This is a genomic window from Alloyangia mangrovi (assembly GCF_002300555.2).
GTDB lineage: Bacteria > Pseudomonadota > Alphaproteobacteria > Rhodobacterales > Rhodobacteraceae > Salipiger > Salipiger mangrovi.
Genome location: NZ_NTHN02000057.1, coordinates 21147 through 35249, shown reverse-complemented (window position 1 = coordinate 35249; position 14103 = coordinate 21147). Strand labels below are relative to the sequence as shown.

Here is a 14103-nt window from a genome sequence, read left to right as displayed (position 1 = left end):
GCGCCGACCTGCTGGTCATCCTCACCGAGTGGAACGAATTCCGCGCGCTCGATCTCAAGCGGCTCGCAGCGGGCATGGCCACCGCGCGCCTCGCCGACCTGCGCAACATCTACGCGGTCGAGGACGCGAAAGAGGCGGGGTTTGCCGCCTACGAGAGCATCGGCCGGGCGGGGTACAATAGCCACCAGGCCTGAAACAAGGCGATCATTGGCGGCGCGGCAAGCAGGAGCATTTCAGCTTTGCTCGGCGGGTGAGCTCGCGCCGCTCAAGAAGTACAGGATGCCGCAGTGGGGCTTCCCTAGAAAATGAGGTAGCGAAATGGGGCAGCAGGGAGCAACCGACGAGGTGCATGTGGGGCGTGACGGGTTCCTGTTCTTGGCTGGAGGCAACCACGGCGTCTTTTCTTACTTCACTGGAAAAAGTGATCCGGAGTTGGGCTCTGCGCAAACGTTTCGAGAAAATCTCGAGTCTCGTGCATCCTATTGCGCTGAACATGATCTCCTGTTTCGTACCGTTATTTTTCCAGAGAAGTGCTTTGCCCTGTCGTCTGAAACGGGAATAGAAGACCGTTTTGAGTCCCTGTACCAGCGTTGCTACGCGAGCGAAGTAGGTAAATCTCCTGCTGCCGGGATGGTGAAATACCCGGTTGAGAAACTTCGTGAGAATTCTGACGCTTTTTCCAGAACGGATACGCATTACGCAGCTTGGGGCAATCTCTATATTGTTCAGCAGTTGCTGATGGATATATTCCCTGACCACGTAAGCGAGGGCATCGATAAGATAGCTGAGCTAATTTCCGACAAGCCAAATTTTTCCGGCGATTTGGGAAGGAAATTTACACCTGAAAAGACCGAGACATGTTCTGTAGTGAAAGGTCGTGCGGTTCCTTTCTCCATGGCTGCAAATGGCCTGAAGGGTGGGAATGACGGGATATGTGTTCTGGTCTCCTCACCGCAAGCGATCTCGGACAAAACGCTGCTGATATATGGCGATTCATTTTTCAGGCAGATGCTGCCCATGTTGGCCGTCTTCTACCGGAAAGTGATTTTTTTGCCGGACGCGGTTCTTTCACTATGAAATGGTGTCCGCCTTTCGGCCGGATCATGTATTCTGTGGCTTGGCGGAACGGTATCTCTCGCGCTGTAGTGCGGACAGCAAGCGCCCGCATTTCCTGAGCTACCCCATCGTCCTCGGCAGGGAAATGACGCCGGATGCCGAGTTTTCGGAGCTTTGGCAAGAGTTTGTCCATCGGCAGAGGCTGCTATGATGATTGATTCCGGAGCTGAAGTTGTCTTGCATATCGGCGGGCAGAAGTGCGGCAGCAGTGCCCTGCAGGGATACCTCTTTTTTGGCCGCCACGGCTTGGCTAAGCATGGTATCCGGTATCTCGATGACGAGTTGGGAGACGATTTGGCAAAAGCAAAATCCCACTCCAACTTGCTTCCTAGGCTGCGTCAAACGGGTGCGGAAAGTTGGGTCCGGGATAGGCTTTCCCTGCTTGATTGGGCCGATCCGTCGAAGCGCTATGTCCTGAGTTCCGAAGGTTTTTGCGAGATCCGGAATGTTGAATCCTATGCCACCGCTCTGGCCCCTCTTGGGGACTTCGGGCGAGTTCACATCGTCTTGTATGTTCGTTCCCAAGTCGAACTCATTTACAGCGGGTGGCAGCAATGGGGGAGCCATCTGAGCTTTTCGGATTGGGTCGAGTCAGCACTCAAGCGAGATTTCGCCAATTGGGATCGTATCCTCAGTGCGTGGCGGCGGGCCCTCCCTGATGCCAGATTTTCAGTGAGAATTTTTTCGCGAGACCATTTCCCTGACGGGGATTTGGTAGCGGACTTTCGACAGCTTCTGGGGTGGCCCTCCGTTCAGCTTCTGGTCAAGAAAGCGGCCAATCCCACATTTGATGATCTAACGGTTCTGGCCGTTCAGAGGCTCGCCGCGAAAAACAAGGTTGAGCCTGGCCCGATCATGATCTCGATGAAGAAGGCAGGGGTCGTCCTGCCGCGAAGCGGGGAAAACTTGGTTCTGGACGCGGTATTGCAGGCGAAGATCTCGGATCACTACGCCGTGTCAAACGCCTGTTTCCTCAAGAATGCCGGGATCGGGTATGCGGAGGCGGAGAGGCTGATAGTCCCGAAAATCCCGCGCTGCTCGCCATACTCGGAGGAGGATGTCGCCAGGCATCAGCAAGTGGTTGTCGAAAATCTCGAGAAGGTCGCTGGGCAGGAAGGCTGCCGCGCCCTAGGTCTCTGCCTCTAAGTGAGGAAGCGGTTAGCATCCGGGGCGAAGGGTCCGTGATATGGACGTTTTTGCGGCTTCCGTGATGGACCATCTAGGCTAGATCAACTAAGCAAGATGTAGGTTTACTGGTGCTGCTCCGAAAGTGATGCCGGGGATACAAGAAGAGGCGAAGAATGTCTTCTAAGGACTTGGAACGTAAGGAGATAATCGAATCTGGCCTGTTCGATCCGAGTTGGTATCTTGAGCAAAATTCCGATGTTGGCATGCTGGGAATGGATCCGTTGGAACATTTCCTCTGGCTTGGCGCTAGGCTGAAGCGCAGTCCGGGGCCCAACTTTGATACCGCGCAGTATCTGCGAACCTACGGAGATGTCGCGCGGCAGAACTATAATCCGCTTCTTCATTACATCCGCTACGGTCGTAACGAGGGCAGGCAGGCATTCGACGTGTCTTGGGAGGGCCTCGCGCCGGCAGCGACTGCGCGCACTCTGGGACGTGTCGCCGGCGACGTCGGCAAGCGTCGGGGGCGCCCCGTGGTCCTGCTCTGCAGCCACGTCGCAGGAGAGAACCTCTTTGGTGGTGAGCGCAGCCTGCTGGATATGATCGATGGCTTGAATGCCCTCGATTTCAACGTGGTGGTCACGGTGCCGGCCGCGGGGAACAGCGCGTACTTCGAAACCCTGCGTGAAAAATCCTTTGCCACCTATGTTCTGCCCTATGGCTGGTGGCGCGAAGGTGTGGCCGTCGATGATGCCGTGGTGGCCAAGTTCGCGAGGATCATCGCGGACGAAGGCGTGCAGGTCGTGCATGTCAACACGATCGTGTTGCGCGAGCCCTTGGTCGCGGCGCAGCGTATGGGTGTGCGCGGTATCGTGCATGTGCGTGAGTTGATCCGCCATGATGATGCTCTGCTGAAAATGATCGGCGAACCCGCCGAGGAAATTATCGGCAAGGTCTGGGCATCCTGCGATCGGTTGATCGCAAACTCGAAGGCCACGCTTGAGAGCTTTTCTGGGCCGGGCCGAGAGGCTGCTTTGGTCTACAACACTGTCGATTTCGAGCAGCTGCAGCACCTAGCAATGCCCCGCGACCTCGGTGCTTTGCGGGTCGGGATGATCAGTTCCAATATTCCCAAGAAGGGAATTGGGGACTTTGCTCGCGTGGCGCAAATTCTGCAGGAAACTCATCCGGACATTACCTTCAACCTGATCGGACCGGAAAACCAGCATACCGCGGAGATATCCCGGAAAGTCGCCGCGGGAGAACTGCCGCGGAGCCTGAAAATCTTGGGATACAGGGAAACGCCCGCCGAGGCGGTGGCGGAAATCGACGTGGTGCTGAGCCTGTCGAGTTTCCGCGAGTCCTTTGGCCGGACGGTCTTGGAAGGGATGGCAGCGGGGCGTCCCGTGATCGTCTACGATCATGGGGCCCCGCCCGAATTCGTCTCGCACCGAGAGACTGGCTTCGTGGTGCCATTGGGCGACACGGAGGGGGTCGCCGCGGCAATCAAGCTCCTTGCAGCCGATCGGGACCGTTTGCGCGAGATCGGGACGCGGGCTCAGAAGGAAGCTGTCGCGAAATTTGATCGGACCGCCTACGTCGAGCAGATGCGGCGTGCCTATGACGGGCTGGCCAAAACCCCGGAAGCGCGGCAGGTCACCCTGCCTGCGCGCGCAGAGCTGACGGCACAGCCTCGATCCGAGATGAAGATCGCCTACTTCAGCTGGCATTTTCCCGTTCCCTCCGAAACCTTCGTGCTCAACGAGCTCCGCCTCCTGAAGGAGCAGGGCTTTGACGTGCGCGTCTTCTGCCGTCAGTCACCCCATCCGGATTTCAAGCCCGACTTCGAGATCGAATGGGAGCGCGTTGCGGGGCCGGACGACCTGGCTCGTCGCCTCGTCGAAACCGGGCGCACCATCGTTCATTCGCATTTCGTGTACCCAACCGTCACCGACATGGTCTGGCCAGCGTGCGAGAAGGCAGAGGTGCCCTTCACGTTCATCGCGCATGCGCAGGATATCTTCCGTTACCGCAACGATGCGGCCAATCGGATCGGCGAGGTCGGGCGTTCGAAATGGTGCAAGAAGGTCTTCGTCCCTTCGCGCTTCCACCGCCGCTACCTTACCTCCCGCGGGGTGCCCGAGCGCAAGATGATGATCAACCCGAACGGGTGCGACCACAGGCTTTATGAAGAGGGTCAGCGGGCCGGGCGCGAGACTCGCCCGTTCCGTCGGATCGTGGCGATACACCGGTTCACCGAGAAAAAGGGGCTGATTCACCTAATTCGGGCCGGAAAATTGCTCGAACAGGACAACGTTCGCATCGAACTCTACGGCTATGGTGAACTGGAGGAGGAATACCGGACTGCGATCGCCGAGGAGGGCATCACCAACGTCGCTCTCTGCGGTCCGGTTAAGGGCCGAGAGGCAATGCTCGCGCTCTATCGGGAAAGCGATCTGTTCGCATGCCCCTCGGTGCGTGCCTCGGATGGGGATATGGACGGCATTCCCACCGTCTTGATGGAAGCGATGGCAGCAGGCCTTCCGGTGTTGACGACCGATCTGTCTGGCATTCCAGATCTGGTCGAGGACGGCATTACCGGGCTCGTGTGCGCGGCGACACCGGAAGCGATTGCTGCCCGGATCCGAAGCTATTACGCTTTGCCCGACCCGGCGGTGGCGGCGATGATCGAGACCGCCTCCGAACGCATCCGGAACAGCTACAACACGGAGCACCTCGTCGAAAACCTGGTGCGCGTTTGGGCCGGTGAGACCATCGATCTCATGATCGTCAGTTGGAACAACCTGCCGCAAACGTCGGAGGTGATCCGGCGGCTCTACAAATACACGGAACTGCCCTTCCATCTGATCATCTGCGACAACGGCAGCGACGCTCCGGCGCTCGCACATCTGATCGAGCTGTATGGAGAGCATGACAACCTCACGGTCGTGCTCAACCGAGAGAACGCGATGGTGGGCCCGGGTACGAACATCTGCCTGTCCCACGGGCAGTCCGACTACGCTATCTATGTCTGCGGCAAGGAAGGCATGACCACCCAGTACGGGTGGGAGAAGTCCTTTGTCACCTATATGAACACCCATCCCGAGGTCGGCCAGGGAGGGACGCTGTGTTATTCGCCGTCCTACCTTTTCGGACGGGATTATCCGAAGGCGCAGGCGCTGTGGGATAAGTTCAGGAACCGCGGTTTCGCGCTGGAAAACCCGGATCGCAGCTTCAGCCATGTTCAAGGCGGCTTCTTCGTGCTGCGGCGCAAGATGATTGATGAGATCGGCGGTTTCTCCGACGACGTGCCGCACAACTCAACTGATGTCGAGTTTTCCTATTATGTCGAGAGCTGCGGGTGGGGTCTGGGCGAAGTACCTGGAATGCTTTCACTTTTCAACAAGACCCGGCCGGGATTGTTCCATCGCATCGACGAGCATATGGGCGCGCTGCATCCTCCGATGATCGAGGATCTGGCTGCCCTCGACGCGATCGCCCGCCACAAGCTGCATCACTGCAACGCCTGCGGCCAGCAGAGCGAGCGGTTCGTCGACCTGGATGGCGCTGCGAGTTGCCCGCATTGCGGGGCCGACAGGCGCGCCAGGGCCGTGCATCGGGTTCTTGCGGAATCGATCTTGCTCTATCGCCGCCTGCCGGCATTGGGCGTGAATGTCCCGCCGGCGATCGAACCGTTCTGGCGTGAGCAGTTCCAAGGGCGCATCTGCAGCTCCGATGAACTGGGACAGGAGCTTGCGGCAAAGGGGCAGAGCGATTTTGCGGACCAGAGGTTGCAGCTTGTGATGCTCAACGATGTTCTGGGCGGAGAGGCGAGTGCCGACGACCGGATCCTGAGAGAAGCATCGCGGATTCTGGCTCCGGGCGGTACGCTCTTGATTGCGGGCAGCCTCGCGGATTCTGACTTTGACGGACGGCTAGGCGCTCTGGGGTTTGGTGAGGCGCGCGCCAAGCGCTACGCAAGTTGTGTCAGCCACTATGACTGGCTTCCCGTGCTGAGCTACACGAAGACCGGTGAAGGGCAATGACGGAGCGCTGCGTAATCGTCGGAGGTGCCGGCTTTCTCGGGACGGCGCTGGCGCAGGGCCTGCGGAAGAGTGGGCGTGAAGTCTGCGTTCTGGATTTGCCGCAACGGCTTGCGGGCACATCGGAGTTTCTGGCCGGGATAGAGACCCGCCCTTTCAGTTTCCCGAAACTGGATGGGCTTGAGGAAGCAATTTCTGGGTCTGAGACGCTCATCCATCTCGCCTGCACGACGACACCTGCATCCTCCATGGCAGATATGGCCAAGGATGCGGCTGAAAACATCGCTCCTTCGGTTGCTCTCTTCGAAGCGGCCAGCCGGGCCGGTGTAAAACGCATCCTCTTCTCGTCGTCTGGTGGGACGGTCTACGGTGAGCCGAAGGCGCTGCCGGTGTCCGAAGAGGCTGCCGGAAATGCCTTGTCGGCATATGGCACCTCCAAGCTTGCCATTGAAGGCTACCTGCATCTGGTGGCCACACAGGCCGGCTTGACCGGTGTGAGCCTTCGGATCGGAAACCCCTATGGGCCTTTCCAGCTGCGGGGGACGGCTGTCGGGGTCATCGCACATTATCTTGCCCAGATACGAAGCGGCATTGCGCCCGAAGTCTGGGGCGATGGCTCGGTGGTGCGGGACTACATTCACATAGACGATGTTGTAGCGGCGGTTCTCGCCGTCATAGAGACGCCGGAACTGGCTTCGGGGCCTTATAACCTGGGCTCCGGAGAGGGACATTCCATCAAGGATATTTACGCTGCCATTCGGCAGGTAACAGGGACGCAGCTTGATCTTCAGCTCAAGCCGGCTCGAGGCTTCGACGTTGCGGCCATCTTTCTGGATACCACCCGCCTGCGCAGGGCGACCGGCTGGCAGCCCCGGGTTGGGCTGAACGAGGGGATCGCCCAACTCTGGGAGCTTTTGCAACGCTCGTGACGTAGCTGTGCCAAAAGGCTGGTCCGCTCGCGGAGATTTGTTTAACCATCGTTCCCTAGACGATGGACGGAAAAGTCCCGCACTGCTGCAGGAGAAGTAAACACATGATGGCTCCCAATCTCTTTATTCTCGGAGCCCAGAAGGCCGGGACAACCTATCTTGCAAAGGTGCTCGCCGATCACCCGAAAGTGTTCTTCTCAGATCCCAAGGAAACGATGTTCTTCTCGCGCAAGCGCGAGCTGACAAAGGCGGACTACGAAGATTACTGCCGCGAGTTCTTTGGGGCGGCAAGCGATCAGCCTTGGCGGGCGGAGGGTTCGACAACCTACCTTCAATGGCAAGGTGCCCGGGACAAGCTGCACAGCTTCGTGGAAGGGACCCCGCGCTTTATCGTCTGTCTGCGCCAACCGGTTGCAAAGGCGGTTTCTTTCTTCATCCACAACTGGCGGCGGGATCGTTACGCTCCGGATGCGCGGTTGAGCGACACTCTGGATTTCGGCGTTGAGCTATCTCCGCTGCATACCAGCCTTTATGCGAACGCCATCTCGCGGTGGCTCGAGATCTACCCACGGGAAAATTTTCTGTTTCTCAAATTCGACGACCTTGAGCGGGACCCGGCCACATTTGTAGGGAAAGCCACAGATTTCCTGGGCATATCCAAGGCCCCGAACATAACCTCTGATCAGGTCAATGCCGGATTCCCCTTGGTCTGGGAGGGGGATGTCCTGACCATTCGTAGCTCGTCGATGATCAATAGACCCAGATTTGAACCCTCGGAGCTGGAACTCTTGCAGGCACGTTTCGAGCCTGATCTGCGCAAGACCGAAGAACTGACGGGCCTTGATCTGTCTAATTGGTACACCCTGCCGCAATTCGCCCCGGAAACAGCATAACTTTGAGCCGTCTCAGGCTTCAGAGATAGGAACCACGTTTATTCCGATGAGCAAGAATATGAACCAATCTCGCGTTGAAACTTTTGAGGCCGAACCAAAGCGCCCTGCCGTTCCTCGCACGGCGGTGGTGGTTCTTGGCATGCACCGATCAGGCACCTCGGCGCTGGCGGGCGTCTTGAGCCTGCTCGGCTGCGATCAGCCTGCAACGCTGATGGTTCCCAACCGGAACAACGAAAAGGGCTATTTCGAGTCCAACAGGATTTACCAGTTGCACACCCAGCTCTTTGCCTCAGCTGCCACCAGTTGGGACGACTGGCTTCCGGTGTCGCAAAGCTGGCTCGACAGCCCGCGTGCTGCGGAGTTCCATGAGCGTGCGCTGGCTGAGATGAGCAATGAGTTCGGCTCTTCGTCTCTTTTTGTCCTCAAGGATCCTCGTGTGTGCCGCCTGGTCCCGTTCTGGGAAAAGGTCTTCACAGAGTTCGGCGCTACGCCGGCCTACATCCTGACCCATCGCAATCCGCTCGAAGTGGCGTCGTCGCTCAATAAGCGGGATGGCATGGTGATCGGTATGGGCCTTTTGATATGGCTAAGACATGTTCTGGAGGCCGAGAGCGGAACGCGTGGTCGCGTGCGTTGCTTCACCAGCTTCGGGCAACTCATGCAAAATTGGGTCGGGGTGGCCGAGAAAATCCAGAAAACGCTGGATCTCAGTTTGCCTAAATTTTCGCTTGGCGCTGCTTCAGAGGTAGACGCGTTCTTGGTCGGTGGACTGCAGCACCACCGGGAGGCCGAGCAGAAAGTTCTCCAGAACCCGATGCTTTCGATCTGGGTGCGAGACACTTATGCAATCCTCGAACGATGGGCAGATGAGGGAGAGGACAGCAGCGACTTCGAGCGCTTGGATGCCATCCGTGCGGAGCTCGATTCTACGGCACCGGCCTTTGCGCAGGTTTTGAAAACGGGGCGCGACGAAGTTTCCGCCATGAGCGCCCGCATCGGTGAGTTGACCGAGGAACTCGCAAGCCGGGACGGCAAGCTTGAGGCGCAGGCCGCCGCCCTGGAAGAGACACATGCCCAAGAGCAGAGCGCTCTGGCTCAGAGAAGCTTAGAGGCAGAGGAGACACGTAGAGCGCTCGACGAACTCCTCGTTGCGAAAGAGCGGAGCGAGGTGGAACTGCAGAGTCTGCGTGATCGTGAGATTCTCTTGGAGGCACAGGTCGCGCAAAAGAGCGAGCAGCTGCGCGCCCTCGAGGACACCGTGAAGACGCAGTACCGCGAACTCGCGGACATGACGCGCATTCTTGCGGAAAAGGAGGCATCTCTTGATCGAGAGAGAGAAATGTCTGCTCAAGCGCTGGAACACGAACGAAAGATCGCCTCGCAAACTCTGGAACGGGAAAGAGCGGCGCGCGTATCCGTCGACGCGCGCAACACACAGCTCGACACGCGGCTGCAGACCCAGTTCCGGGAGCTGGCGGACGTGACCCGCTTCCTGGCCGAGAGCGAGCAGGGGCTGACAGGGGCCAATCAGCGGCGCGTTGATGTGCAGGAGCAACTGAATGCAGAGAAAGCCCGTGCGGGACAGGTTGAGGAGATGCTGCGACGTGAAATAGCCGCCCTCCGTACAAGCACGTCCTGGCGCATGACGCAGCCGCTGCGAGCGGTGGTCAACTGGGTGCGGGGCAGTAGGGGGTAAGCACCCGGGGCTGGCCGAGCTTTGTTCGGCTGTCCAGCGCCGTGGAATGGGAGCTATCCGCCGCAGATGGGATGGGGTCTGGCCTCCCTGGCGGCTTTCCCTGAAATCGGCTCCCAAACAGGCGCGTGGCGCTACGGCGGGCCGCCGCCCCGGCGGGTTTGCGACAGGGCGGCGGTAGGGGAAGTCCGGTTCGTACTCGGGCTTCAGACCAGGATCATGTCGTCGGTGATCTCGGCCAGCAGGGTCTGGCTGAAGGTGATGCTCACCCCCTGGTCCTCGAAGCTCACGTCGCTGCCGGCCTGGGTCATGTGGCTCAGCGCCGCGGCGCCATCGGCATAGCCGAAGCCCTCGAGCGAGATGTAGTCCCAGGGCTCGAGATCGAGCACCCGGTGGCTGCCGCCCTCGGCCTGGGCGAACTCGAAGGCATCGGCGCCGATGCCCCCGGCCAGTAGGTTGTCACCCGAGCCGGGGTGCAGCAGGTCGTGGTAGATCGAGCCGCTGCCGTAATCGACGTCGCGCAGCCACTCCTTGAGAGCGTCGGCGGTGGCCGCCTTGAACTCGGTGCTCTGCGAGAAGCCCTCGACCACCTTGGCGCGGGACATGCCGCCGTCGAGCCGCGCGGTCCAGTTGGTCAGCCCCGTGGCATCGGGGTCGCGGCCCAGCACGTTGTTGTAGAGCAGGGTGACGAAATCGCCGTTGTCGAGTGCGCCGTAGGTGGCCTTGAACTCGGCGCTCTGCACGAAGCCGTCGATCACCTTGCCCAGCTCCATGCCGTCCGCGAGCCGCCCGGACCAGTTGAGAAAGCCGTTGATGTCCGGCGCCCGGTCGAGCGTCGCCTGGTAGAGCCGGTAGACATCGTCGCCCCAGGTGGCGGCGGAGCTGTCCTCGGCGAAGGCATAGGTATAGGCGAAGGCGGCCCCGGCGGTGCCGGCCTTGAACTCGGCGCTCTCCGAGAAGCCCTTGACCACCTCGGCGCGGGACATGCCGCCGTCGAGCCGGGCGGTCCAGTTGGTCAGCCCGGTGGCGTCGGGGGCGCGGTCGAGCACGTTGTTGTAGAGCAGGGTGACGAAGCTCTGGTTGTCCAGATTGCCATAGGTGGCCTTGAACTCCGGGCTGCCGGTGAAGCCGTTGATCACCTCCTGCAGGGACATGGTGCCGGTGAGCAGACGCTCGGTCCAATTGTGGTGCCCGGTGATGTCCGGCGCGCGGTCGAGCGTGGCCTGGTAGAGCCGGTAGACCTGCCCCGAGGCCTCCTCGGCGTAGCTGCCGGCGAAACCGTCGCCGAAGAGCCGGTCATCGCCGCTGCCGGTGGTGATCTCGTCGAGCAGCTTGCTGCCGAGATAGGTGACCGGGGTGGTGACCTGATCGAGCAGGAAGGTGCTGTTGGAACTCGAGCTCGAGGCGTCCACGGTCAGCGGCGCGCTGCTCAGCAGGGCCATGACCGCGGCGTCGTCGTCGCTGTCGAAGAGCTGCTCCAGCGCGGTGTAGAGCGTGGGCAGATCCCAGTTCAGCCCGGTGAAGCTGGCGACCACACCGGTCGGGCTGCTGATCTCGAGGCCGGTGAGCGTGCCGGCGAAATCCGCGGGATCGTCACTGGCCGCCAGCCCGGTGCCGGTGAGCGTGGTGGTATAGCCGGTGTCGGCGTTGCGGACGGTGACCTGGGTGCTGCTCGCGCTCACCAGCGCGATGTCGAAGCCGCCCTCGGCACTGTTGTAGAATGCATCGTCGAAGATATCGCGATCATTACCGAAATAGGTTAAAAGCATTCGTCTGTACCTTCAGCAAAATTATGAAATCATTTTGGGTTTCATGCCCCGGACGGGGCGGGTGGCGGCGTGCCGGAAAATGCCGGATCGGGCCGCGGGGCTCTCGGCTCAGCGCTCCTCCTTCATGCGCGGGCCCCGGGGCGCCCGGCCCTGTGCAGGACAGGCGGCGCCGGTAACGATGACAACAGCGGGAGAGCCGGGGCACGGCCCTGCGGTGGATGTCTGGACAATACGGGATGTTCGAGGGTCAGGCCTCGATGCGGGCCGCCGGGCGCGCTGCCCTTGCATGCCTGTCGTGAGGTGCCTGTCCCGGGAGCGGCCAATGCGTGGCGAAGCAGATGGAAGGCCGGGGAAATACGTGGAAGAAACCTGGGGAACCACCATTTCAAATTCCTTCACCATGAAACGACTTATCAGGGCGCCGTGTCAAAAAAAGGGTCCGGCAAAACGCGCATTGCTTAAAATTGTTCCGAAAACATAACACAGCTACCGTGGCGCGGGGAACGGTTTTGACCCGCATGCGCTGCGCAGATGGGCCAGGTTTCGGCAGGAGGGTGCGCCACGGCGCTCCGCTCGGCAGTCGGCGCAGCCGGTGCCACATGGCCCATTTCGTCGGGCGGCGGAGGGGCCTGTTCTAGTGCAGCGTGCGTGCGACAAGCAGCAGGGCAAGGGGCAGGGCGGCTAGCCCGCAGAGCCAGAAGCCGTAGCGATTGATCCAGGGTGTCGCCTGATAGCAGGCACCGCAGTCGCGCTGGCCAAACCGCAGCCTGTGGCCACAGTGATTGCACCGGAACAGTCGGCGTTTCGGAAATGGGGTCACAGGGAACCTTCTCTCGGTCTTGAGTGTGAAGCTTCGGACACGGCTGGGGCCGGGCCCCTTTCTGTTTCCGCCGCAGATGTGGCGCCGGAGGCCTCTCCCGCAGCATTCATGGCGCGCGCATTTCAAGGTACGCGTCTTGGAATTCTCTGAGAGCACGCGTGGCTTATTTCCAGCGCGTATAGTCATGACTGGATGATTGATTCTCGGTTGCCGTCGTCACGTCGCGCATTTTTCCTGCCACGGAAAACATGGGTTCGGCAAGGGATGGTCTAAAATACAGCTTCAGAAATTTGTGCCCGAGACAGGGTGTCGCACTACTGGAAATCCTCCGGGTGCGTGCTGGAAAAGCAGCGCATAGCGGGACCTGAATTCAACTTTACGAATTTAAAATCTCACGCCTTACATTCGTATATATCAATTCGAATTTGTCTCCTGTACGACAGAAATACAGTCCAAATTTGGGAAACTTTATTTATCACGGAAACGTGATGAGGTCCTCTGAAACTCCATCGCTGTCAAAACTTGGGCAAGGGTTTCGACGGCGGGCACAGGCTTGTCGCGGCGCCCTTTGCAAAGCCAGAGCCTCGGAATGGGCTGGTGGCGAGGGAAACCCTTTAGTTAACGAATGGTTAACGTGACGCAGCGTGAGTTGGGCTCCCGGTGAACACCGGCCATCTCCGTGAGACGTGACAAAATTGAGATCGCTTTAAGACATTTTTGCGCCTCAAATGGGTTGGGACTGCGTCGCGATGACCGAATAACCCTTACGGGTCATTGGGTTGCCTTTGTCTTTTTTTCGCCATAGTAAAAATGTGAACAGCCGAACCCTTCACCCTGGTGGCCGAATTCGGGCGCAAAGTTAAACGGTAACAACATGAGAACGAGTCCTCTGGAAGTGCGCTGTCAGCACTGTGGCGGCTGTGCGCTGTTTCACGAACCCTTCAAATTCTCCAACGCCCGGAGGTTCGAGAGTGCTCCCGAGGGCGCCCATCTTTGGGGCAAGGTCATCGTGGAAGAGCTCTACCCGGAGCATTTTCCCTGGGCGCCACCACAGATTGACCAGAAGGCGGTGAGCAAATTTCGCCAGGGCGCCTTGCCGGGCTACGAGTTCAACCGGCTCGGTATGGTTGAATGCCCCCGGTGCGCTAATATCTCCCCATCGGAAATATCATGGCCAGAGGATGCCTATTGGCAATGGCAGGTCATGGATGAAACAATCGTCGCAAGAAATGCAGAGCACGCTGTATTAATCGCAGAATTTCTTTCTGACGCGAAGCGTCCCATTACCGTAAAGCCGTCCCTGCGTAATATCCCATCCAAGATTCTTGTCGGAAACAGATCTGAAGAGCTTATAGATCAGATTTTCAGTGATTTGAAAAAAGCCTTTGTTTAGGTCATCCGGGGTGAATGATATGTCCTCGGATGGCGCCGGAACGGGATATACCAGGGACACGGCAGAGAGAAATGCGGCGGCGCTGGCCCGAAGCCGGAACCAGTACGCGGCGGCGATGGAAGCTGCCTGCATCCTCAATGTGATCGTGGGAATTGCCCCGGAAACGAGCCGTGAGGAGGCAGGGTTCTGGCGCTCGCGGCAGCGCCGCGCCGCCGACTGAGCGAGGCTGCCCCGGGCCGGGAAGACCTGGGTCGCCCTCTGCGATCCGTCCCGCGCGTGCCTGCATGGACCTGATCTCTCCGCCCCACGGGGGGCGCCA

The 14103-nt window shown here is 59.6% G+C and carries 9 protein-coding genes; 8 read left to right on the top strand and 1 reads right to left on the bottom strand.

What is annotated here, in order from left to right:
- The 7 genes from CLG85_RS22475 to CLG85_RS22445 form a co-directional block, all read left to right on the top strand.
- Positions 1 to 194: UDP binding domain-containing protein (locus CLG85_RS22475; protein ID WP_260350068.1), on the top strand; the 194-nt coding region annotated here is incomplete at its 5' end.
- A gap of 124 nt (positions 195 to 318) precedes the next feature.
- Positions 319 to 1077, top strand: coding sequence for an alginate O-acetyltransferase AlgX-related protein (locus tag CLG85_RS22470; RefSeq protein WP_260350066.1), 759 nt, complete (start codon positions 319 to 321; stop codon positions 1075 to 1077).
- Positions 1078 to 1263: 186 nt separating this feature from the next.
- Positions 1264 to 2262 (top strand): hypothetical protein, encoded by a 999-nt coding sequence (locus tag CLG85_RS22465; protein ID WP_095882071.1) that lies wholly within the window; start codon positions 1264 to 1266, stop codon positions 2260 to 2262.
- Positions 2263 to 2417: 155 nt separating this feature from the next.
- Positions 2418 to 6290 carry a glycosyltransferase gene (locus tag CLG85_RS22460; RefSeq protein WP_260350063.1) on the top strand — a complete coding sequence of 1291 codons (3873 nt, stop codon included), beginning with the start codon at positions 2418 to 2420 and terminating at the stop codon, positions 6288 to 6290.
- Positions 6287 to 7216, top strand: coding sequence for an NAD-dependent epimerase/dehydratase family protein (locus CLG85_RS22455; protein ID WP_095882074.1), 930 nt, complete (start codon positions 6287 to 6289; stop codon positions 7214 to 7216). Before CLG85_RS22460 ends, CLG85_RS22455 begins: the two co-directional genes overlap by 4 nt.
- Before the next feature lie 104 nt (positions 7217 to 7320).
- Positions 7321 to 8109: a sulfotransferase family protein gene (locus tag CLG85_RS22450; RefSeq protein ID WP_095882075.1), complete on the top strand. Its 789-nt coding sequence runs from the start codon at positions 7321 to 7323 to the stop codon at positions 8107 to 8109.
- 46 nt (positions 8110 to 8155) lie between these two features.
- Positions 8156 to 9805 (top strand): hypothetical protein, encoded by a 1650-nt coding sequence (locus CLG85_RS22445; protein WP_095882076.1) that lies wholly within the window; start codon positions 8156 to 8158, stop codon positions 9803 to 9805.
- A 203-nt stretch (positions 9806 to 10008) separates the two neighbouring features.
- On the opposite strand, the gene CLG85_RS22440 is transcribed toward CLG85_RS22445, so the two are convergent.
- Complete coding sequence (locus CLG85_RS22440) at positions 10009 to 11571, bottom strand: DUF4214 domain-containing protein (RefSeq protein ID WP_260350061.1); 1563 nt, start codon at positions 11569 to 11571, stop codon at positions 10009 to 10011.
- 1829 nt (positions 11572 to 13400) lie between these two features.
- Between CLG85_RS22440 and CLG85_RS22435 the strand changes: the two genes are divergently transcribed.
- Positions 13401 to 13784 (top strand): hypothetical protein, encoded by a 384-nt coding sequence (locus tag CLG85_RS22435; protein ID WP_141244492.1) that lies wholly within the window; start codon positions 13401 to 13403, stop codon positions 13782 to 13784.
- The last annotated feature ends 319 nt before the right edge of the window (positions 13785 to 14103 follow it).